We start from the raw sequence: 20,090 nt of genomic DNA, 5'->3' as shown, positions 1-20,090 counted from the left end.
CTCAGCTCACCCGCACTCTCGGGTCGAGGAAGACGGTGGCGATGTCCGCGAGGATCGCGCCGACGGCGGTCAGCGCGGCGGCGAAGGCGGCGGTGGCGACGGTGCCGTGCACATCGTTCTTGGCGATGGTCTGGAGGAAGTAGCGGCCCATACCGTTCCAGCCGAAGATCGTCTCGGTGATGACGGCGCCGGTGAAGAGCGCCGGGATGCTGAACGCCACGGATGTCGCCGTCGGGATGAGCGCGGTGCGCAGCGCGTGCCGGCGGATCGCCTGGGCGCGGGTGAGCCCGGTGGCGCGGGCGGTGCGGACGTAGTCGGCGTGGAGCGTGTCGAGCAGCAGCGACCGCTGCGTCAGGTGGTAGCCGACGTATCCCATCAGGGTGAGCGTCAGGGTCGGCAGGATCAGATGGAGGAGCCGGTCGCCGAGGGTGGGGAGCAGCCCTTCGACGTTCGGGGAGTTCTCCCCGGCGACGTAGAGGAAGTGCAGTCCGGCGTGCTGGTTGAGCCAGATGGCGACGAAGACCACGGCGAGCGCGGCGACGGAGGTCGGGATGTTCAGCACCAGGACGGAGAGCGCCTGGGAGAGGCGGTCGGCCCAGCCGTACTGGCGGGACGCGGTGTAGACGCCCAGCGCGACGCCGAGCACGACGGACAGGACGGTGGCGAGGACGACGAGTTCGGCGCTGACCAGGGCGCGGTAGCCGATCTCGCCGTTGACGGCGACGCCCGTGGGGGACTTCCCCCAGTCGAAGTGGAGGACGACGGAGGTCAGCCACTCCCACCACCGGTGCACCAGCGGCTCGCCCGGGTCCAGGTTGTAGGGCGCGAGGGCCCGGTCGATCTGCGCCTCGGTACGGACCGGCCGCAGGTCCCGGAAGTTGGCGCGCGGATCGAGGAACCAACTCGCCAGGAAATAGGTGGCGTTGGTGGCGACCGCGATCATCAGGAGCCAGCCCGCCGCCTTGCGCGTCACATGGCGCAGCATGTGCCCCACCTCCTGGGGCGGGCCGCGGGGGCGCCGGATCTGCGGGATTTCTGCATTGCCGTGGAGCTTTCCGGGAGAACGGGACATGAGCACAGATGTGCGAACGCCAGTCTTGCCCGCTCCCCGGCGGCGGCACCAGGCTTTACGTATTACCGCCACGAGGCTGACATACCGCTGTAGTAATACGCGGTTTCCCGGATTTCCGGATACCGCGCCCGTCCCGGATTTCCGCCTTTCCGGCGGAGTACCGCACCTTCCGGGAGTACGCATTTCCCCGCGAGCCGACCGCAGGACAACTCCCGCTCACATCAAGGGAATTGACCGCACCTCACCGAAGGGTGTCCGGCCCGGCCGGAGCAGGGCCCCACCCCCGCGCGGTGACCGACGGTACACGCCTTCCCTACCGCCGGTCACCAGGGGCGATGTCACTCCGCGACGAGCTGTGCGAGCAGCGCGGCGGCGGGCTCCGGGTGGACGAGCCAGTGCAGATGGCTGCCCGGCAGGGTGTGGACGTCGAAGGGGTTTCCTGGGGTGAGCGCGTCGCCTTCGCGGATCATCCGGTCCTGCATGGCGAGCGGAATGGCGATGTCCTCGGCCAGCCGTACGTACGTCTTGGGAATACGGCCCCAAGTCGCCTGCCCGGCACGATCGTCGAGGGTTCCGGCGTCGAGATTGTCATCGGGCTGGAAAGTGTTCAGAAAGGTGCGGAATTCGTCGTCGGTGAGGTCGGCGGCCATGATGTCGCGCAATGCGGCGAGCGCCTCCGGGTCGGCGGTACGGAAATTGTTGCGGAGCAGGCCGAGTTCGGCGGGATCGCCGACGAGCGCCGTCGCCAGGGCCCGCGGGTCGGTCTCCGCCATCTCCGGCCCGGCGTAATAGCCCGCGACGTCGAGGTCGACCGGACACCAGGCGGAGACGTAGACGAGACGGTCGATCAGGTCGGGCCGGGCGTTGGCGACGGCGGTGAGGGTGATGCCGCCCCGGCTGTGGCCGACGAGCACGGTCGGGCCGTGCCGCTTGGCCCGCTCCAGTACGCCGATGACGCGGTCCACGGCGTCGGCGAGGGTGACCTCTTTGATGGCGCCCGGCGCGGCGGCGAGTGCGTCGAGATCCTGCGGCGCCTGGTACGCGGCGGGGAACGTCGCCTCGAAGCCGTGTCCCGGCAGATCGACCGCGGCGGACCGGTGCCCCAGGAGGGCGAGTTCGGCCTGGAGCGGCGCGAAGGAGAAGGAGTTGGCGAAAGCCCCGTGGACGAGGACGAAGGTCGGAAGAGTGCGCATGCCCCAGCGTCCAACGGAAACGATCTTCGCGACAAGGGCGAGGGCGGGACGGATCGGTCACTCCGATCGGCCGGGGCGCGGGGGCCGGGCACCGGCACCGGCCCGGTGCCGGGGTCCACCGCGAACGGCCCGCCCCGGGGCGAACGGCCCGGCCGGACCGCCGGGCGCGGCTCCCCGGCGCGCCGCGCCCGCGCGTCAGCCGTCGAAGTCCTCGCCGAGGGCGCGCAGGACGGCGATCTGTTTGCGGTCGCGTTCGGCGGCGAGTTCGCCGACGGTGCCGCCGAACTCCGCGGTCTGCTCGGTCAGCAGCCGTACGGTCCGCTCGTCGAAGGTCACCCGCTCCTCGGCCATGGCGGCCCAGCCCTGCTCCATGGCGGGGCCCAGATGGCGGACGAAGTGCGGGAGTCCGCCTTCGCCGCCGCCGAGGTGGAAGGAGCGGAAGGGGCCGGCGACGGCCCAGCGCGGGCCGAGGGAGGAGGTGACGACGGAGTCGAGTTCCTCCATGGTGACGACGCCTTGGGTGACGAGGTGGACGCACTCACGGAAGATCGCGGACTGCAGCCGGTTGGCGACGAACCCGGGCACCTCCTTGCGCAGCACCTGCGGCCGCTTGCCGAGCGCGGCGTAGAAGGCGCGGGCCCGCTCGACCGTCTCCTTCGAGGTCTTCTCGCCGGGCACGACCTCCACCAGCGGCACCAGATGCGGCGGGTTGAACGGATGCCCGACGACCAGCCGCCCCGGATCCTTGAGGACCGTCGCGATCTCGGTGGCGGGAATACCCGAGGTCGAGGTGGCGAACAGGGCACCGGCCGGGGCGTTCTCCTCGACGGTCCGCCACATCTCCTGCTTGACGTCGAGCCGCTCCGGACCGTTCTCCTGCACCAGATCGGCGGTGCGGACGGCCGCTGCCAGGTCCGGTTCGAAGGTGAGCCGGTCGGTGAGACGGGAGGTGTCGAGCCCCAGCTCGGCCAGCGCGGGCGCGGCCCCCGCCAGGTATCCGCGGACGGTCTCCTCGACGCCGGGCTGCGGATCGCTGACGGTCACGGCGAGACCGCGGGCGAGGAAGAGCGCCGCCCACGACGCGCCGATGACACCGCCCCCGACCACGGTGACCTCACGGATCCCGGCGAGAGCGCCGCTACCGGTCCCGGCCATGTGCTGCACCTTTCTCCGTGCGGGGCGCCGGTGCGTACCGGACGGGCCACCCGCACCGGGACACAGCGCCGGCCACCGGACGGCACCGCACACACCCCTGAACACCCCACGACCTGCCGTGTTGCCTCGCGCAACGCGACTTCCGCGATCACTGTACGCCGCCGGGGCGCCTCCCGAGGGGCCCCGGCGCACCCGCATCGCGGCCGCGCGTCCGGGCGGACGGGTGAGCACGCGGAGGCCGGTCCGGCGACCGGCCGCCCCGAGGCGGGAAAGGCGGGGCGGGCGCGCTGGACGACGACGGAGGAAGGCGTCGAACTCCCGGGATCAGCAGGCCAGTTGAAGATCCTCGCGCGACGCTTCCGGGCCGACGCCGAACGGCTCCACCCCGAGCTGCCCCTCGCCGGCTACGCCCTCCTGACCGAGAGGGCCGCACACGAGGGCGTCCGCACGGACGGCCTCACCGGTCTGTACGGCCTCAACACGTCGGCCCTCAGCCGCCAGGTCGCCGGTCCGCACCGCGCAGGTCCGGTGGTACGCGACCGCGACCCGGCCGGCTCCCGGGCCCGGCCGCTGCGGATCAGCGACCGCGTGCGGCGACTCCTCGCCCTCGCGGCCCCCCGGCCGCACCGCGAGAGCGCCGCCCGTACCCGCGACCCGGCCCCCTAGAGGGCCGCCGGCCCCGCACCGCCTTCTCGGCCGCTGCGACGGCGTCTGACGGCTCCGGGACGAGAACGGACCGACCGGCCCGGCCCCCTTCCGACGGCCCACACGGGCATCCGCCTGTGCTTCGGTGGTCCGGGCGCGTCCCGCCCTGCGAAGGCGAGGCGGACGGACGGCGGCGCGGAGTTGCGCCGGGGTCGGGGCGGTGTGCGACAGTGGTCCTCCGGCCGGCCGGGCGCGCGTCCGCGCTGCCGCCGCCGGACCCCCACTTCCGAAAAAACGGCCCGCCACCGGTCGCGCCCGCGCGCGCCCGGCCCGTCGGCCTCCCCACGCCCCCGAGAGAACGCTATGCAGGCAACGACACCCGCTCCCCGCACCACCGACCCGCTCGGTCAGGGCCTGGAGTCGCGGACCGGTACCGCTCTGCTGCGCTACGGAGTCGCGCGGCACCGTCCCGCCGACCGGATCAGCTGGAGCGGCACCGGCGCCGCCGCCTGGCTCGATCGCGGCCAGGTGCTGAGCGTCGGGGACCCGGACGCCGCCGCCGGTCTCGTCCTGCGCGCCGCGCACGGACTCCCGGACCGGGTGCGGGAGTTCACCGTGCCGCGTGGCTGCGACGTCCTCGTCGGGCGGCACCTCCCGGTGACCGACGCCGTCGACTGGGTCTTCCGCTGGACGGAACAGGAACCGCCCGCCCACCCCGCGGAGCAGCGGGTCCAGGCGCTGGACGCCACCCACCACGACGAGCTGCGCACCTTCCTCGCCGAGCACAGCCCCGCCCACTCCACGGGCCCCGGCTCCCCCGACGTCACCCTCTGGGCCGGTATCCGCGACGACGCCGGGCAGCTGGTGGCGTGCGGGGCGCTGAGCCGGCTGCGGGACAGCGGCGCGCCGCTGATGGTCTCCGTCGCCACCGACGCGGCCCGGCGCGGCGAAGGGCTCGGCGCCGCCCTCACCTCCTGGCTGACCCGGCACGCCGTCCGCCACGACGGCGTCTGCACCCTGTGGCAGCTCGGCGGCAACGCCCCCGCCGAACGGCTCTACGACCGCCTCGGCTACCGCACCGGCGACCCCTGCGTCACCGCGCGGATCGCTCCCGCGGCCGCCTGACCGCACGCCGTAGGGGCGGCGGGGCCCACCCCGCCCCACCTGCCGGAGATGCCCTAGAATCACCGGATGATCTTTATTGTTGTGAAGTTTCCGGTGAAGCCCGAATACGCCGAGGAGTGGCCGCAGCACGTCGCGGCGTTCACCGAGGCGACGCGGGCCGAGCCCGGCAACCTCTGGTTCGAGTGGTCCCGCAGTGTCGAGGACCCGCTGTCCTACACCCTCGTCGAAGCGTTCCAGGACGACGCCGCCGAGGCCCACGTCACCTCCGACCACTTCCGCGCCGGGCTGGAGACCATGCGGCCGCTGCTGCGGCACACCCCCGAGATCGTCAGCACCACCATCGAGGGCGCCACCGGCTGGAGCGCCATGGGCGAGCTGGTCATCGACTGACCCCCGCGCCTGTCACGGCCGCCGTACGGGGGACCCCGCGGTGCGGGCCACAATCCGTACGGCGTCCGGGTTCAGAAGGGTTTCAGCGCGCGGGCCAGGAGCGGTACGCCGATCTCCTGGTGCCCGCCGCTGGCCAGCATCCGGACCTCACCGCGGTCGCTGATCTCGGCGCGGACGATCCCCGTCTCGTCCTCGTAGATGGGGAATCCGCCCGCACCGGCGGCCGCGGTGCGCCGGACGACCACCACGTCGTCGGCGACGGCGGACGACTGGAACACCAGCTCAAAGGCTTCCGGGTACTCCATTGCTGCCTCTTCGGCGATGCGCGTCACGTCTGGGACCTCCATCGTCCCGCACCCCGGGCCCCCGCGCCCGGCGGGACGGCCACCGGGCCCCGCACCGCTGCCCCGCCTCGGTATCGTGACGCCGTATGGGGGACAACAGCACACTGTGGACCTTGGCCATCTCCGCGGTGACGGGCGGCACCGCGGTGCTCGCGAGCTGGGTGACCGGCCGCGGCAGCGCCCGCGCCGCCACCATCCAGGCGGAGACCGCCGCCCGTACCCAGCGCGCCGAACGGCTGCGGGAGAGCCGCCGCACCGCCTACCTCGACCTCATCGAGCAGGCCCACCGCATGGGCGAGCTGTACTGGGAGACCTCCGCACTCCTGCGCCGCCCCGACTCCCCCGAACGCCTCACCGCCCTCCGCGAACTCCACAACCGCGAGATCGCGGAGTACGCCCGCATCCGCCGCTGCGCCCGCGTCGTCGAACTGGAGGGCCCGCCCGCGGCCGCCGCCGCGGCCCTCTCCCTCCAGAAGGCCACCGGCCCCTTCTTCACCGGCATCACCGCCGAACTCGACGGCGACTCCACCGGCCGCGCCCACCTCGACGCCGCCTACCACCCCTTCTGGCAGGCCCTGGAACACTTCGTGGACGCGGCCCGGACGGCGCATCAGCGGGAGTGATCCGGTCGGCGGGCCGACGGTGCGGACCGTCCGCGACGGCCCGGCGGAGCCCGGAACACCGGCTCGTCGGAACCACCGTTCCGCGGCCACGGCGCCCGGTGGACGGCCCGGACGCCGTGGCACTCACCCCTCAGCCCCGTGAGCCCGCCGCCGGGGCGAGGTGCCGGGCGAGGAAACGGGCCGCGCTGTCGGCCTCGGTGAGACCGGGGAAGGCGCCATGTCCGCCCGCGTGGGCGTGCAGGGTCTTCTCCTTCGAGGCGAAGGCGTCGAAGAGGGTGAGGGCGGCCTCGCGCGGGATGCGCTCGTCGTCCCACTGCAGGCTGAACTCGACGGGGACGGTGATCCGCCTCGCCGCCCCGATCAGGGCGTCGGGCCACATCAGGCCGAGGACGGCGGCCTTGATCCTGGGCTCCGCCGCCACCAGCGGCACGCCGATCGCGGTGCCCAGCGCGATACCGGCGTAGCCCACCGGACCGTCGCCGATCTCCGGGAGCGTCTGCAGGGCGTCCAGGGTCGCCTGCCATTCGGGCACGGCCTGCTCCGCCAGGCGGGCGTTGTAGGGGACGACGACCGGGCCTTCCGGCGCGCCCGCCGCCTGTGCCGCGCGCAGGGCGGCGATGTCCCGCTCGTCCTGTGCGGTACGCGGCCGGTCGCCGTGGCCGGGGGCGTCGATGACGGCGACGTGGAAGCCGTGGCCGGTCACCAGCTGCCGGGACCGGCCCAGCATCGCCGGGTGCTTCTTGTGGGCGCCGCCGCCGTGGCCCATCAGGACCAGGGGTGCCCGCTCGGCGCCGGAGGACGGCGACCGGAGGACGCCGGGGACGCCGCCGACGGTGAAGTCGCGTTCGCGGATGCCGTTCGCCGACGATTCGGCGGTGAAGTGCGGAGAGCGCATGGTGGGGCCTTTCGGGAGTGCCTGGTGATCGAGGCGCTCCCGGCGACCTCTACGTCAATCGCCGGCCGTGACGGGAAGGGGGAGCACCCACGTCGATACAGCGGTCATGGGTCTCACCTCCTCGGGCGGCGTCACGGTCGGACGCAAGCTACAAGCCCGGCCGCACGCCGTCCAGCTCTTTTCCCCGCCGGGTGATCACGGAGCCGGACCGCCCCGCCGGCCGTCCGGCTCCCGGTGGGCCGGCAGCGCCCTGGCCTCGCACGTCCGTGGATGCCAGGGGCCGTACGCGCGCTCGCACGCCTCGGCCGCCTCCTTCGCCAGGCGGTGGGCGTCGGCGGGGGTGGGTCGCGGTGGCCGGCTGACGGTGGCGTCGAGGAAGCGGACGACGGGGGCGGGGAACACGCCGACGGCGCGGGTGCGGCCCGGACCGTCCTCGGCCAGGCTGCGGACCGCCTCACCGGCCACCTCGGCATGGGTGAGGCGGATGAGCGCGGCCGCGCGGGGGTGGTCACGCTCCAGGGCCGCCGCGTCCCGGAAGAACAGGGCGTCGTGGAGCAGGGACAGCGCCTCGCCCCACAGCCGTTGACGGCCCCGGACGCGGGCGCGGTGCAGCTGGGTGAGGATCCGCGCCGGATGGGCGGCGCCCAGGACCCGCCAGTACAGCCCGTTGGCGGAAAGCAGCAGCCGCTCCCCCTCCGCGTACCGGCGGCGGCCGCACACCGCGCCGGCCAGCACCGTCAGGACGTCGGCGGCCCGCACCAGCACCTCGCCGTCGACGGAGGAGAGCTTGCCGGTGAAGGGCCCCTCGGCGTTCTCCCGCAGCAGCTCCCCCAGGGACGGGCCGGTCCGTCCGGCCAGGGTCAGCCCGCGGGCGGTCACCGCCTCGTCCGCGCGGGCCAGCGCCGGCCGCAACGCCGCCTCGGCCTCGGCGTACTCCCCGCAGCGCACCCTCAGGCGGCCCAGCGCCAGGGCGTCGGCGAGACCGTCGCCCTCCGGGCAGGCCACGATCAGCTCGGCGAACGGCAGCGCCGCCCCGTAGGCGCCGCACCGCTCGAAGCCCTCCCGGAGGCGGCGGCCCGCGGCGACCGGCTCGGGCCGCGTCCCGCCGGAGCGCCGCAGGAGGGCGTGGACGTGCGGGGCGAACAGCGGGAGTACGGCGTCGTCGGCGCGCCGGGGCAGGGCGCGCTCCAGCAGTGCGGCGGCCCACGCGTCGAGCGCGGGCCGCGCGGGGCCGCCGGGAGGGGCGGCGGGCGGACGCAGACAGCGGACCCGGACGGGGGCCGCGCCTTCCGGTGCCGTGGGCGGGAGCGCGGGCACGGTCTCGGCGGCGAGCGTGCCGACCGCCGCCGCCAGTGCCCCGGACGTGGGGCCGGGCTCCGGCGGCGGGACGGCGGCCAGCGCCGCCGCGTCGAGCACCTGGGCGGGCAGCGGCGCGTCCGCGAAGCGCGCCAGCAGCTCCTCGGGGCCGGGCGGGGCCGCGGCGTCCGGTCCCGCCGCCGCTGCGGGTGCCGGTCCGCCGTAGGTGATGATGTGCAGGTCCCGGCCCGCCTGATGGACGCGCCCGCCCTCGCCCGCCTCGGCCCGGAAAGAATCCGCGTCGCCCATCTCCGCCCCCGAACTCCGTGAACCTGCTTCCAGGTTAGGGGGTACCGGTGACAGCGCGCGGTCCGCGCGGAGCCCCGCCGGTGTCAGGTCGCCCCGGGCTCCGGCGGCGCGGTCCCGTCCGGGGGCGGCACTCCGTCCAGGAGCCGCCAGAGGAGGCCGAGGACCAGCTCGCAGACGTCGTCGGGGTCGGCGCTGGCGAGGGGTTCGCGGCCGACGACGACCCGCATCATGCCGATGCCCAGCAGCCACGCCATGGCGAGATCCGCGCGCAGCGCCGCGTCCTTCGCCCCGGAGAGCGTCGCGAGCACCGCCACGTACTCCTCCCCCAGCGCCTTCACCGTCTCCGTGGCGTCGTCGGCGCCGAGGGAGCGCAGATACACCGCGAGGGAACGGTCGTGGGGCTCCTTGCCGTGGTGGGTGAGCATGCCGCGCAGCGTCGTCTCGAACAGCTTCTCCGGGGGTGTGGAGCGCAGCTGCTCCTGCCCGCTGTGCGCCATCACCTCCGTCAGCAGCGCGCTCTTCGACCCGAAGTAGCGGAACAGCAGCGCCTGGTTGGCACCGGCCCGGTCCGCGATGTCCCGCACGGTGGCGGCGTCGTAACCGCGCTCGGCGAAGAGATCCGCGGCGGCCTCCAGCAGTCTGCGGCGGGTGGCCCGAGCATCTCTCCTACGGGGTGAACCGGCCGGTACGCCGGCGGGGTTCGCCATGGTGCTCCTCTCCGGACGGTCCGTCAGGATAACGGCCGTAACCGGTCGTTGACCGTCCGCGGACCGGCGCCCTAACGTTTGTAAGCAGGTGCTTACACAAGGGAGGTCACCGTGACCACAGCTGACACAGCACCCCTCTCCTATCCCTTCAACACCGCCGACAACCTGTCGCTTTCCGAGATGTACGACGAAGCCCGCAACAGCCCCGGACTGCTGCGGGTCCGTATGGCCTACGGGGAGCCCGCCTGGTTGGTGACGCGGTACGCCGAAGCCCGCTTCGTCCTCGGTGACCAGCGCTTCAGCCGCGCCCTCGGGCTCGAACACGATGAGCCGCGGCAGTCCGAGGGCAGCCGCGACAGCGGCATCCTCAGCATGGACCCGCCCGAGCACACCCGGCTGCGCTCCCTGGTGGCGAAGGCGTTCACCGTCCGCCAGGTGGAGAAACTCCGGCCACAGGTCAAGGAGTTGACCGGCCAGTTGCTGGACGAACTGGAGGACGCCGGTCCGCCCGCCGATCTCGTGGACCGCTACGCCCTGCCGATCCCGGTGGCGGTCATCTGCCGGATGCTGGGCGTGCCCGTCGAGGACCGGCCGAAATTCCGGGCCTGGAGCGACGCGGCGCTGTCGACCAGCTCGCTGACGGCGGAGGAGTTCGACGCCAACCGCGAGGAACTCCGCTCCTACATGCGGAAGTTGATCGAGGAGCACCGCAGCAGTCCGCAGGACGACCTGATGACGGCGCTCATCGACGCGCGGGACGCCGGGGACCGCCTCTCCGAGCTGGAGCTGGTCGATCTGTGCGTGGGCATCCTCGTCGCCGGGCACGAGACGACCGCGACGCAGATCCCCAACTTCGTCCTCACCCTGCTCGATCACCCCGAGGAGCTGGCCCGGCTGCGGGAGCGGCCGGAGCTGATGGCCGGTGCGGTGGAGGAGCTGCTGCGGTTCGTGCCGCTGGGCAGCGGGGCGGGCCAGCCGCGGTATGCCACCGAGGACATCGAGGTCGGCGGCACGCTGGTGAAGGCCGGGACGCCGGTGCTGGTCGCGGTGGGCGCCGCCAACCGCGACGCGCTCCGCTTCTCGTCCCCCGGCACGCTGGACTTCACCCGGACCGGCAACCAGCACCTCGGTTTCGGCCACGGTGTCCACCACTGCCTGGGCGCGCCGCTGGCCCGGCTGGAACTCCAGGAGGCGCTGGGCGCGTTGATCACCCGCTTCCCGCGGCTGCACGTCGCGGGTGATGTGCAGTGGAAGACCGAGATGCTGGTACGCGGTCCGCGCGTGCTGCCGGTGGGGTGGTGAGCCCGTGAGCCGCCAGGTGGAGGTGGATCCGCTGCGCTGTATCGGCTCCGGCATCTGCGCCGGAACCGCGCCCGGACTGTTCGTCCTGGACGGCCCGCGCTCCCGTCCGGTGCGCGAGGAGATCGACGGGGACGACGAACTGGCCCTGGACGCCGCGGACCTGTGCCCGGCGATGGCGATCACCGTGCGGGAGGACGGCCGCGAGATCGCGCCCCGGGACTGACCGCCGGGCGCCCCGGAAGCCACGGCCCCGGGGCGCCCGGCCGTCCCGGGCCGCCGGCTCCGGGCACAGCGCCGGGCCGGAGAGCCGTCAGAAGCCCGTGCGGCCGTCGATGCGCTCGCGGATGAGGTCGGCGTGACCGCAGTGGCGCGCGTACTCGGCGATCATGTGGGTGTATATCCAGCGGAGCGTGACACGGGACTCCCCCAGCGCCCCGGTGCCGTCCAGGGAGCGGTCGGCGCAGACGCGGCGGGCGTGCTCCACCTCGGTGTGCCACAGGGCCAGGGTCTCCTCGCCCGTCATCTCCCCGGCGCCGCCGAAGCCACCGCTCATGCCCTCGGCGCCCGGGTCCCCGGGGAACAGATCGGGGACGTCCTCCTCGGTGAGGACGCGGCGGAACCAGTGCCGCTCGACCTCCGCGAGATGCCGGACGAGACCGGTGAGGGTGAGCGGCGAGGGCGGCGCCGAAGCCGTCCGCAACTGCTCCTCCGCCAGCCCCTCGCACTTGCCGGCGAGGGTCGCCCGGTAGAAATCGAGCCAGCTGGTCAGGGACGTCCGCTCGTCGGCGTCCATCGGCGGCATGACACGTTCGGGAATGCTCATGCCCGCATCGTGGCACGGGGGTCTGACAACCGCCCCTGACCTGGAGCGCGGCCGACGGGGCGGGCGGCGGCGGGGCGTGGCGGCGGGCCGGGCGGCGCCACGAGCCCGGACCGACGGTGGCGGGCCGGGCCCCGGGCGAACCGGATCGGGAAGGTCCCGGGGCCCCCGCGGCGCGGGCGGCGAGCAGGCGCGAGGCCGGAACGAGCAGGCCCCGAGCCCGAGGACTGCGTGGTCCCGCGGCCCCGGAGCTCGGCGGACCGGCGGACCGGCGGACCGGCCCCCCCGCCCGCTCCCCGCCTCACGGACCGGCCCGCCACACCACCGCCCGGCCCGGTTCGCCTCCGCTCAGCCTCGCCCGAGCTCGCCACCGCCGTGCCCCCCGGAGAATTCCTGATGCGGCCCGCTCCGGCCTGAGGTACGGTTCCCGGGTCCTGTTGTCTCCGATAGAGGTGGACGTTGCGCATCTGAGGTCCGCGACCATCGCGCGGTACGGCCCCGCCGTACGCCTGTCACGCCGTGCCGGCATTTCTGCCGCCCGTGACCTCGCGCGGATGCGACCTCGGTGCATGAGCCGTCCTCCGTTGCCAGGACCGCACCTCTCCCTCCCCGGCCGGTCGCCGCGTGGTGCTCGCCTACGACGCCCCCGTTCCTGCGTGCAGACTGCGAGAAGAACCATGTCCCGACCCCCCGCTCCGCAAGCCTCGGTCACCTGCTCCGGCGTGACGTTCCGGTGGCCCGACGGCACTACCGTCCTCGACCGGCTCTCCCTCGTCATCGGCCGGGGCCGCACCGGTCTCGTCGGTGACAACGGCACCGGAAAATCCACGCTGCTGCGGCTCATCGCCGGTCAGCTGCGGCCCGCCGAGGGCACGGTGAGCGTCACCGGCACCCTCGGCTATCTGCCGCAGAACCTCACCCTCGACACCGCCCTGCGCGTCGAGGACGCCCTCGGCATCGCCGAGCGGCGTGCCGCGCTGCGCGCCATCGAGTCCGGCGACACCGACGAGGCGCACTTCACCGCGCTCGGCGACGACTGGGACATCGAGGAGCGCGCCCTTGCGGTGCTGGGCTCCCTCGGGCTCGGCTCCCTCGGCCTCGACCGGACCGTCGGGGAGATGTCCGGCGGCGAGACCGTCCTGCTGCGGCTGGCCGCGCTGCTCCTCGACCGCCCCGACGTCCTGCTGCTGGACGAGCCGACCAACAACCTCGACGTGTTCGCCCGGCGGCGGCTGTACGAGGCCGTCGCGTCCTGGCGCTCCGGCGCGCTGATCGTGGTCAGTCACGACCGGGAGCTGCTGGAGCGGATGGACCGGACCGCCGAACTCCGCGCCACCGGCGTGACCTGGTACGGCGGCGGCTGGTCCGCGTACCGGGAGGCCGTCGCCGCTCAGCAGGACGCGGCCGCGCGGACGCTGCGTACCGCCGAGGCGGACGTCCGCAGGCAGCAGCGGGAGCTGGAGGAGAGCCGCGTCAAGGCGGCCCGGCGGCGCCGGCAGAGCGCGAAGCTGGACGCACAGCGGCGGGCGCCGCGCATCGTCGCCGGGGAGCGCAAACGCTCCGCCCAGGAGTCCGCCGACCGGGTCCGCGGCATCCACGAGGACCGCCTCCAGGAGGCCCGCGAGCGGCGTGAGGAGGCCGCGGACGCGATCCGGGACGACGCCGAGATCCGGGTGGAGCTGCCGCACACGGCGGTCCCCGCGGGCCGCACCGTCCTGCGGCTGACGGCGCTGCGGCCGCGCCACGGGCTGCTGCGGGAAGGCGATCTGGAGGTGCGTGGCCCGGAGCGCGTCGCACTGATCGGCCGGAACGGCGCCGGGAAGACGACGCTGCTGCGCACGCTGGCCGGGCAGGTGGAGCCGGTGTCCGGTGAGGCGCGGACGTTCGTGCCGCTGCGTTTCCTGCCGCAGCGGCTGGACATCCTGGACGACGGTCTGAGCGTGGCGCGGAACGCGGCCCGTACGGCGCCCGGTGTCACCGACAACGCGCTGCGGGCACAGCTGGCCCGGTTCCTGTTCAAGGGGGCGCGCGCGGAGGCACTGGTGGGCACGTTGTCGGGCGGTGAGCGGTTCCGCGCCGCGCTCGCCGCGACGATGCTCGCCGCGCCCGCCCCGCAGCTGCTGATGCTGGACGAGCCGACCAACAACCTGGACCTGTCCGGGGTGCGGCAGCTCACGGCGGCGCTGGCGTCCTACCGGGGTGCGCTGGTGATCGCCGGGCACGATCTGCCGTTCCTGGAGTCCATCGGCATCACCCGCTGGCTCTTCGTCGGCGAGACGCTTCAGGAGACCACCGCGGAGGAGGTCCGGGCGCTGCTGGAGGTGCCGGAGAGCGTGTGACGCCGGAGGGGCGGGGCGGTATGTGCCCCGCCCCTCCGGCCCGGGGCGGGGCAGGCATCGCCCGTGGGCGTACGGGACGGGCGGCCCGCCCCGGCGGAAGGGCGCGTCCCGGCGGGCGCGCGCCCCCTCTCCCATCGGGGCCCCGCACCGCCCCGGGGACGCCCGGTTCACCAGGTGTCGCCCCAGGATGAAACTCGTCCGCGCGCCCCCCGGGGCGGGCGCGGAGGCGGGATGGCCGGGCCGCGTGGTGGCGGAGCTGATCCGGGGGTCGGCCGGCAGGGCCCGCTGACCGGCGTGGGTCACCAGCCAGGGCGTGCTGCCGTCCCGCAGCCGGACCCGGGTGAGCGGCCCGCGCCGCCGTGCCTCGCTCAGCCCCGGCGGACCGGGCCCCGCGCCTCACCCCCGCCACCACGGCTTGCGTACGTACAGGCTCTCCACCCGGGTGCAGCCCTGGCCGTTGGAGATCTGCTCGGAGTCGAGGTTCCAGCCGACGATGCCGTTGCCCTTGCGGCCCAGTTCGATCAGCCGGTCGCTCCCGGTCACGGTGCCGCTCGTGACCTGGCACCGCACGATCGGCGTCCACGCCCGCCCGTCCAGCGCGGAGACGAGCGCCAACGCCGGCAGGACCAGCACGGTCAGGGCCAGCGCCACCCACTGCTCGACGGCCGCCGCCCGGCGCAGCCAGGAAGCCGGCCGGTACCCCGGGGCACCACCGCCCTTCCCGCCCCGCAGACGGCGCCGCCCGGTCAGGTACTCCACCACCACGCCCTCGCGCAGCAGATACGCCACCGCACACGTGCCGAGCCCCCACCGCAGGCCGAAGAGGCAGGCGATGATCGTGCCGACCGCCACCGGGTTGACGACGGTCAGCGCCACCCGCCGCGCGGCGCCCGCCACCCCGCCGCCGGCCGGTACCGCGCCACGCGCCGCGAACAACGCGAACACCACCCGGGAGACGACGACGCCGAGCACCGAGGCGAGCAGCGGATCGGTGAGCACCATCCCGATCAGGACGTCCGGCCAGTTGGCAGGCTCCATCCCGACGAGCACCTCACGGACCGCGTCACCGCCCCCGACCGTGTACGCGACCTTGACGACCGGCACGGCGAGGGCCAGCGCCATCAGGACGGTGTGCCCCGGCCCGCCCTTACGGTCGAGCGTGCCCGCCTGTTCACCGCCGGGATCCACACCGTCCCGGCTCCCCGTGCTCCCTGCCTCGGCCATGGCGCTCACTGAAGCACGCGCCACCGGAGGACGGCAGGCGCGACACGGCCCGCCGAGGGGGCGCACGGAGCGGTGCGGGGCGGGCCGCCGGACGCCGGACGGAGCGGTCCACAGGCGTCCCGTCCGCGGGCCGCCGGGACGGGCGCGCCCGCGAACGCCCGGCTCACTCCCCCGATTCGGAGTCCGCGACCCAGGTGCCGAGGGAGATCTCGGCCGTGATGCCGGGCCCGAAACCGGCCATCAGACCGCGGTCCCCGTCGAGGGCGGACGCCTCGTCGAACAGCCGGGCCATGGCGTCGAGCACCACGGCGCTGGCGATGTTGCCGTACTCGGTGAGCGTGGCCCGGCTGAAGCGGAACGCCTCCGGCGGCACGTCGAGGAAGTAGCTGAGGTCGTCCAGGATCCGCGGGCCGCCGGCGTGGATGATGTAGAAGTCCATCTTCCCGGCGTTCCAGTCGTGGTCCTCCGCGGCGGAGGAGAGCGCCGGGGCGAGCGGTTCCATCGTGCCCGGCACCCGCTTGTCGAGCTGGAAGTGGAACCCGGTGGACCGGACCGCGTAGGAGATCCACGCCTCGGTGTCCGGTATGAGGTACGAGCTGTTGCGCTCCAGCCGGATGCCGGTCCCGCCGTCGCCCCGCAGGACGGCCGCGGCGATCCCGTCGCCGAACAGGCCGTTGGACAACAGCGATCCGACCCCGAGGTCGGTGGGCTGGTAGCACAGCGAGCAGAACTCGCAGGCGACGATCAGCACGTTGGCGTCCGGGTACGCCGTGCAGAAGTCGTGGGCCCGGTTGACGGCCGCGCCGCCCGCCGCGCAGCCGAGTTGGGCGATCGGCAGCTGCCGCGTCTCGGGCCGGAACCCCATGGCGTTGATCAGCCAGGAGGTGGCCGGCGGCATCATGAAGCCGGTGCAGGAGACGTAGACGATCAAGTCGATCTGCTGCGGCTCCAGTTGGGCGTGGTCGAGCGCGCGCCGCACCACGGCGGGCACCCGTTCCTTGGTCTGCTCCTCGTAGACGATGCTGCGGGCGTCGAGCCCCGGGTGGCGCAGTGTCTCCTCGATCGGCTGGATCAGATGGCGCTTGCGTACACCGGTGTGCTCGATCAGCCGGAGGACCAGGCCGAGTTGCGGATGGTCGCCGTGCAGCCGCTCCGCGAGTTCGAGTGTTTCCTCGTTGGTGATGACGTGCTCGGGTACTGCGATGGCCGGTTTGCAGAGAACCGCCATGGATCTCCTCCTAGCGGACGGTGCTCCACACGGCTGAGCCCTCTGGGGGACGCGACGGGGTCGCCGGCCGATGGCCGGCGGCGTTGCGGCAGTTTGTGCGCGCGATGGCGCGGGGCGGGCCGTTGGCGTTGCGCGGCGCCGCGCGTCCCCGGAATGGGCGCTGACGGGCCGACCGCCGAAAGATCGGGTTCTCGCCGTATGGGCAGATGATGGTGCGCCGCACCGTGGTTGGCCCTCGGCATTACGTTACGGCAGCCAGGTGACGCCCGCATGTCGGCTCCCGGCCCCGCGCCCCACGGGCCCGGCGCCCCCGGTTGCCGCACCCTGACGCCCGGCGCACCTTCGGAAGAGGTCGCGCCGACGGACCGCCGCCGGGCGCACCGCCCGCACCGCCCCGGGGCCACGGGCCCCGCCGGGCGCGCCGCGTCGCGGTGTCCCACCGGACGGGCGGGAGCCGCCGGTCCGGCAGGACGCCGTCATCCCGTGCTCACCAGGTGACGGGCAGGGCGAGCGGGTAGCGCCAGATGGAATTCTTGTTCCACTCGATCGACTCGGCAGGCACCGCCAGCTTGAGCGCCGGGAAGCGCTTCATCAGCGTGGTGAGCGCCACCTCCAGTTCGGTGGCGGCCAGCGGGGCGCCCAGGCAGTGATGGCCGCCCCACCCGAAGGTCATGTGGGACGGCCCGCTGCGCTCCAGGTCCAGTTCGTCCGGCCGGTCGAACTTCCGGCCGTCCCGATTGGCCGTCAGGTACGAGACGTGCACGATGTCGCCCTTACGGATCAGCACCCCGCCCAGTTCCACGTCCTCGGTGGCCACGCGGGGAATACCGACGCCCTTGCGGAACGGGATGTACCGCAGCAGTTCCTCCAGCGCCTGCGGGAACTTCTCCGGGTTGTCCCGCAGCATCGCCATCTCATCGGGCCGGGTCAGCAGGGCGTACGAGATGTTGCCGAGCTGGTAGGTGGTGGTGTCCTGGCCGGTGATGAGCAGGACCATCGCCATCACGGTCAGCTCGTCGTCGTTGAGCAGCTCGTCCCCGTCGCGGGCGGTGGCCAGCACGCTGATCAGGTCGTCGCCCGGGTCCGCCCGCCGCCGCGCGGTCAGCTCCGCGAAGTAGGCCCGCAGATCGGCCTTGGAGCGGATGGCGGCTTCCTTGTTCTCGACGGTGACGTTCATCATCGTCCGGGCGTGCTTGCGCAGCTGCGCGCGGTCGCCCTCGGGGATGTCGAGGACCTCGCAGATGGTGGTCAGCGGCAGCGGCGCCGCGAGGTGCTCGAAGAGGTCGGCGGGCGCGCCGTGCTCCTCCATCCGGTCCAGCAGTTCGTCCACCACATGCTGGGTGCGGACCCGCATCCGCTCCATGTGGCGCGGCGCGAACCCCTTCGAGATGAGGCTGCGCAGCCGGCTGCTGCCCGGCGGGTCCATGACGTTGATGGCCTCGGCCTGGACGATGGGCTCGGGCGTCATCCGCGGGAAGTCCCGGCCCACCACCTCTCTGCGGCTGAAACGCCGGTCGGTGGTGACGGTACGTACGTCGTCGTAGCCGGTGACCAGCCACGCCTCCCCCTCGCCGTAGGGCAGCCGGATCCGGGAGACGGGCCCCTCGTTCTGCAGCGCGCGCAGCTGCGGGTCGAATTCGAGGGCCTCGGCGTAGTCGAAGGGGCAGTTCCGCGTGGCGGGCACGGGGTCCATACGAAGCTCCAGGTACGGGATCGGACGGATGGGGCGGGGCCGGAGGGGAATCAGGCCCCTCGGAAGACCGCCGGCGTGGCGCCGTCCGTCCGCCGGGCGGTTCCACGGGGTCGGTCCGCGGCCACGGGGCACGGTCGGGGACGGCGTGCCGACGGGGGCGGCACTCGGGCGCGCCGGACCTCGTGCACCGGACCCCGTGGACCGGTCCCGGCGTGGACGACACGACCTAGGTACCCGGTCACCTCCCGGCACACGCGCCGCATCCGGGCGATTGATCCCCTTTGGCCCATCCGCCGACACCACCCGGGCGACGGCCCGCACAACGGCGGCACGCTTCCGTCCCGCACCCACAGGGCCGCGGACCGGGACGGAAGCGCCCCCTCACCCGGCCGGCACCTCCCCCACCGGAGCCTCGACGTTCGCGGCGTCCACCGCGCGGCGCAGGACCCGGGCGAGCGCGACGGCGTCCGCCACGGCCCAGAAGTGGGTGAAGAACAGCCGGGGCGACTCGTCCAGATGATGGTTGTGCAGCTCGACGAGGCGGATCCCACCGCGCCGCAGCACCCGCAGCACGTCGGGGACCTCGTCCGCCGTCATCGCGAAATCCCCGGCCAGCGCGGCCCGGCCGCCACCGACCGGCTGGAAGATGAAGGCGCAGGTCGACCCGAGCCCGGTGGGCAGCAGCAGCGGACCGCCGGTCACCTCCTCCCGGCGCACGAAGAGGCATTTGAAGACCCCGTCCTCGGTGGTCCCGCGGGTGCCCAGCGCCGCCTCGATCCCCGCGGTGTCGAGATCGAGGGGCAGCGACGGCTCCGGCGGCCCCGGCGGCGGGGTGCCGGTCCGGTCGAACCCGGCGCGCAGCCCCCGGGCGATCGCCTCCGCGTCCCGCCCGTGCGCGTGCACATGGGCCCACCAGACGTCCGGGTACTGCGCGAGCAGATGCTTGTGGAGCGCGGTCAGCTCGATCCCGTGGGTCTGCCACGCGTCGATCACCCGCTGCATCTCGTCCTCGGTGACGACCACATCGCCCATCGCCATCGCACCGCCGTCGGCGTACCGGACGAACGACACATGCGCCCCGAGCGCCAGCCCCGGCCGCACGAGCACCCCCTCGGAGACCACGCTCAGATCCCCCCGCGGAAACCCCGTGTGATAGATCGTCCCCCGCAACATGTTCCCGCCTCGCCCCAGCGCCCGCGCCACCCCGGCCCAGTCCGCCTCGGTGGTCGGCATCGGCGCGATCCTCCGCAACCCCCGGCCCCCTCCCGCTCCCGCGAACCGCGCGCCCGCGGCGGCTACCCCGCCGCCCGCCGCTCCGGCCAGCACCGGCGCCGCCGCCACCGCGGCCAGCAACCGCCGCCGGGACGGGACCACCCGCGAGGAGGCAGCCTGCGGGCGGCCTCCGTTCATCGTTCCCTCACCTTTCATGACGGGATGAAACCATGATGGAGGGTAGGAAATGGGGCATTTGCTTGCCCGAGTGTCCGAGGGGCGAGGCTCCTCGCGTACGGGGCGCGGCTGGGGAGGCGGAGGGCGAAGGCCCACGGACAGGCGTCCGTCCGCCGGCACCCAAAGGGTGTCGGCTTCCAGGCGATTGGTCCTGGAAATGCGGAAAGCCCCGCACCATAAGATGCGGGGCTTTCCCCAAAAATTGTTCGGCGGCGTCCTACTCTCCCACAGAGTCCCCTCTGCAGTACCATCGGCGCTGAAAGGCTTAGCTTCCGGGTTCG

General features: G+C 73.8%; 19 protein-coding genes and 1 rRNA gene. 7 read left to right on the top strand and 13 right to left on the bottom strand.

All coding sequences use genetic code 11. The features are described from left to right. Window position 1: 1 nt before the first annotated feature. From ACZ4M8_RS26255 to ACZ4M8_RS26245, 3 genes are all read right to left on the bottom strand, one after another. Window positions 2–985, bottom strand: coding sequence for an ABC transporter permease (locus ACZ4M8_RS26255; protein WP_467611836.1), 984 nt, complete (start codon window positions 983–985; stop codon window positions 2–4). 425 nt (window positions 986–1,410) lie between these two features. Next, window positions 1,411–2,265, bottom strand: coding sequence for an alpha/beta fold hydrolase (locus ACZ4M8_RS26250; RefSeq protein ID WP_467611361.1), 855 nt, complete (start codon window positions 2,263–2,265; stop codon window positions 1,411–1,413). Between the two features lie 195 nt (window positions 2,266–2,460). Continuing rightward, the gene (locus ACZ4M8_RS26245; protein ID WP_467611359.1) at window positions 2,461–3,420 is read right to left on the bottom strand and encodes a 3-hydroxyacyl-CoA dehydrogenase NAD-binding domain-containing protein; all 960 of its coding nucleotides are present in this window, start codon (window positions 3,418–3,420) and stop codon (window positions 2,461–2,463) included. Between the two features lie 336 nt (window positions 3,421–3,756). Between ACZ4M8_RS26245 and ACZ4M8_RS26240 the strand changes: the two genes are divergently transcribed. From ACZ4M8_RS26240 to ACZ4M8_RS26230, 3 genes are all read left to right on the top strand, one after another. Then, window positions 3,757–4,086, top strand: a complete 330-nt coding sequence (locus ACZ4M8_RS26240) for a MarR family transcriptional regulator (RefSeq protein ID WP_467611357.1) — start codon at window positions 3,757–3,759, stop codon at window positions 4,084–4,086. Between the two features lie 342 nt (window positions 4,087–4,428). Further along, window positions 4,429–5,190, top strand: coding sequence for a GNAT family N-acetyltransferase (locus ACZ4M8_RS26235; protein WP_467611355.1), 762 nt, complete (start codon window positions 4,429–4,431; stop codon window positions 5,188–5,190). A 66-nt stretch (window positions 5,191–5,256) separates the two neighbouring features. After that, window positions 5,257–5,580 carry a putative quinol monooxygenase gene (locus tag ACZ4M8_RS26230; RefSeq protein WP_450959472.1) on the top strand — a complete coding sequence of 108 codons (324 nt, stop codon included), beginning with the start codon at window positions 5,257–5,259 and terminating at the stop codon, window positions 5,578–5,580. 71 nt (window positions 5,581–5,651) lie between these two features. Here ACZ4M8_RS26230 and ACZ4M8_RS26225 read toward each other — a convergent pair whose 3' ends face one another. Next, the gene (locus ACZ4M8_RS26225; RefSeq protein ID WP_399084507.1) at window positions 5,652–5,885 is read right to left on the bottom strand and encodes a DUF6296 family protein; all 234 of its coding nucleotides are present in this window, start codon (window positions 5,883–5,885) and stop codon (window positions 5,652–5,654) included. 125 nt (window positions 5,886–6,010) lie between these two features. Here ACZ4M8_RS26225 and ACZ4M8_RS26220 point away from each other — a divergent pair, with 125 nt between their 5' ends. Beyond that, window positions 6,011–6,547 (top strand): hypothetical protein, encoded by a 537-nt coding sequence (locus ACZ4M8_RS26220; RefSeq protein WP_467611353.1) that lies wholly within the window; start codon window positions 6,011–6,013, stop codon window positions 6,545–6,547. A gap of 130 nt (window positions 6,548–6,677) precedes the next feature. Here ACZ4M8_RS26220 and ACZ4M8_RS26215 read toward each other — a convergent pair whose 3' ends face one another. The 3 genes from ACZ4M8_RS26215 to ACZ4M8_RS26205 all read right to left on the bottom strand — a co-directional run bounded on the left by ACZ4M8_RS26215 (window position 6,678) and on the right by ACZ4M8_RS26205 (window position 9,754). Then, window positions 6,678–7,442 (bottom strand): alpha/beta hydrolase family protein, encoded by a 765-nt coding sequence (locus ACZ4M8_RS26215; RefSeq protein WP_467611351.1) that lies wholly within the window; start codon window positions 7,440–7,442, stop codon window positions 6,678–6,680. 195 nt (window positions 7,443–7,637) lie between these two features. Next, the gene (locus tag ACZ4M8_RS26210; protein ID WP_467611349.1) at window positions 7,638–9,047 is read right to left on the bottom strand and encodes a hypothetical protein; all 1,410 of its coding nucleotides are present in this window, start codon (window positions 9,045–9,047) and stop codon (window positions 7,638–7,640) included. An 83-nt stretch (window positions 9,048–9,130) separates the two neighbouring features. Next, on the bottom strand, window positions 9,131–9,754 hold the full coding sequence (locus ACZ4M8_RS26205; RefSeq protein WP_467611347.1) for a TetR/AcrR family transcriptional regulator: 624 nt from the start codon (window positions 9,752–9,754) through the stop codon (window positions 9,131–9,133). A gap of 111 nt (window positions 9,755–9,865) precedes the next feature. Between ACZ4M8_RS26205 and ACZ4M8_RS26200 the strand changes: the two genes are divergently transcribed. Together ACZ4M8_RS26200 and ACZ4M8_RS26195 are read left to right on the top strand one after the other, a co-directional pair. Continuing rightward, the gene (locus ACZ4M8_RS26200) at window positions 9,866–11,056 is read left to right on the top strand and encodes a cytochrome P450 (RefSeq protein ID WP_467611345.1); all 1,191 of its coding nucleotides are present in this window, start codon (window positions 9,866–9,868) and stop codon (window positions 11,054–11,056) included. A gap of 4 nt (window positions 11,057–11,060) precedes the next feature. Then, window positions 11,061–11,279: a ferredoxin gene (locus ACZ4M8_RS26195; protein WP_399084524.1), complete on the top strand. Its 219-nt coding sequence runs from the start codon at window positions 11,061–11,063 to the stop codon at window positions 11,277–11,279. Window positions 11,280–11,366: 87 nt separating this feature from the next. Here the strand turns inward: ACZ4M8_RS26195 and ACZ4M8_RS26190 are convergent, their stop codons facing one another. Beyond that, the gene (locus ACZ4M8_RS26190; protein WP_467611343.1) at window positions 11,367–11,879 is read right to left on the bottom strand and encodes a DinB family protein; all 513 of its coding nucleotides are present in this window, start codon (window positions 11,877–11,879) and stop codon (window positions 11,367–11,369) included. A 674-nt stretch (window positions 11,880–12,553) separates the two neighbouring features. On the opposite strand from ACZ4M8_RS26190, the gene ACZ4M8_RS26185 reads away from it, so the two are divergent. Further along, the gene (locus tag ACZ4M8_RS26185; protein WP_467611341.1) at window positions 12,554–14,215 is read left to right on the top strand and encodes an ATP-binding cassette domain-containing protein; all 1,662 of its coding nucleotides are present in this window, start codon (window positions 12,554–12,556) and stop codon (window positions 14,213–14,215) included. Between the two features lie 396 nt (window positions 14,216–14,611). Here the strand turns inward: ACZ4M8_RS26185 and ACZ4M8_RS26180 are convergent, their stop codons facing one another. From ACZ4M8_RS26180 to rrf, 5 genes are all read right to left on the bottom strand, one after another. After that, window positions 14,612–15,439 (bottom strand): hypothetical protein, encoded by an 828-nt coding sequence (locus tag ACZ4M8_RS26180; RefSeq protein WP_467611340.1) that lies wholly within the window; start codon window positions 15,437–15,439, stop codon window positions 14,612–14,614. Window positions 15,440–15,602: 163 nt separating this feature from the next. Beyond that, the gene (locus ACZ4M8_RS26175; protein WP_467611338.1) at window positions 15,603–16,667 is read right to left on the bottom strand and encodes a type III polyketide synthase; all 1,065 of its coding nucleotides are present in this window, start codon (window positions 16,665–16,667) and stop codon (window positions 15,603–15,605) included. Window positions 16,668–17,154: 487 nt separating this feature from the next. Then, window positions 17,155–18,360 (bottom strand): cytochrome P450, encoded by a 1,206-nt coding sequence (locus tag ACZ4M8_RS26170; RefSeq protein WP_467611336.1) that lies wholly within the window; start codon window positions 18,358–18,360, stop codon window positions 17,155–17,157. Between the two features lie 381 nt (window positions 18,361–18,741). Then, complete coding sequence (locus ACZ4M8_RS26165; RefSeq protein WP_467611334.1) at window positions 18,742–19,593, bottom strand: DUF1259 domain-containing protein; 852 nt, start codon at window positions 19,591–19,593, stop codon at window positions 18,742–18,744. 420 nt (window positions 19,594–20,013) lie between these two features. Continuing rightward, window positions 20,014–20,090, bottom strand: a 5S ribosomal RNA gene (gene rrf, locus ACZ4M8_RS26160); the annotation flags it as partial.

It is taken from the genome of Streptomyces sp. NPDC027185 (assembly GCF_055567035.1).
The sequence above is the reverse complement of the archived record's forward strand: the minus strand, read 5'-3'. Positions and strand labels throughout refer to the sequence as shown.

What these genes read in the sequence shown, in the direction of transcription:
- ACZ4M8_RS26255 (WP_467611836.1), bottom strand. Translation starts at nt 985, where the DNA reads ATGCTGCGCCATGTGACGCGCAAGGCGGCGGGCTGGCTCCTGATGATC.
- ACZ4M8_RS26250 (WP_467611361.1), bottom strand. Translation starts at nt 2,265, where the DNA reads ATGCGCACTCTTCCGACCTTCGTCCTCGTCCACGGGGCTTTCGCCAAC.
- ACZ4M8_RS26245 (WP_467611359.1), bottom strand. Translation starts at nt 3,420, where the DNA reads ATGGCCGGGACCGGTAGCGGCGCTCTCGCCGGGATCCGTGAGGTCACC.
- ACZ4M8_RS26235 (WP_467611355.1), top strand. Translation starts at nt 4,429, where the DNA reads ATGCAGGCAACGACACCCGCTCCCCGCACCACCGACCCGCTCGGTCAG.
- ACZ4M8_RS26230 (WP_450959472.1), top strand. Translation starts at nt 5,257, where the DNA reads ATGATCTTTATTGTTGTGAAGTTTCCGGTGAAGCCCGAATACGCCGAG.
- ACZ4M8_RS26225 (WP_399084507.1), bottom strand. Translation starts at nt 5,885, where the DNA reads ATGGAGTACCCGGAAGCCTTTGAGCTGGTGTTCCAGTCGTCCGCCGTC.
- ACZ4M8_RS26220 (WP_467611353.1), top strand. Translation starts at nt 6,011, where the DNA reads ATGGGGGACAACAGCACACTGTGGACCTTGGCCATCTCCGCGGTGACG.
- ACZ4M8_RS26215 (WP_467611351.1), bottom strand. Translation starts at nt 7,442, where the DNA reads ATGCGCTCTCCGCACTTCACCGCCGAATCGTCGGCGAACGGCATCCGC.
- ACZ4M8_RS26210 (WP_467611349.1), bottom strand. Translation starts at nt 9,047, where the DNA reads ATGGGCGACGCGGATTCTTTCCGGGCCGAGGCGGGCGAGGGCGGGCGC.
- ACZ4M8_RS26205 (WP_467611347.1), bottom strand. Translation starts at nt 9,754, where the DNA reads ATGGCGAACCCCGCCGGCGTACCGGCCGGTTCACCCCGTAGGAGAGAT.
- ACZ4M8_RS26190 (WP_467611343.1), bottom strand. Translation starts at nt 11,879, where the DNA reads ATGAGCATTCCCGAACGTGTCATGCCGCCGATGGACGCCGACGAGCGG.
- ACZ4M8_RS26185 (WP_467611341.1), top strand. Translation starts at nt 12,554, where the DNA reads ATGTCCCGACCCCCCGCTCCGCAAGCCTCGGTCACCTGCTCCGGCGTG.
- ACZ4M8_RS26180 (WP_467611340.1), bottom strand. Translation starts at nt 15,439, where the DNA reads ATGGCCGAGGCAGGGAGCACGGGGAGCCGGGACGGTGTGGATCCCGGC.
- ACZ4M8_RS26175 (WP_467611338.1), bottom strand. Translation starts at nt 16,667, where the DNA reads ATGGCGGTTCTCTGCAAACCGGCCATCGCAGTACCCGAGCACGTCATC.
- ACZ4M8_RS26170 (WP_467611336.1), bottom strand. Translation starts at nt 18,360, where the DNA reads ATGGACCCCGTGCCCGCCACGCGGAACTGCCCCTTCGACTACGCCGAG.
- ACZ4M8_RS26165 (WP_467611334.1), bottom strand. Translation starts at nt 19,593, where the DNA reads ATGCCGACCACCGAGGCGGACTGGGCCGGGGTGGCGCGGGCGCTGGGG.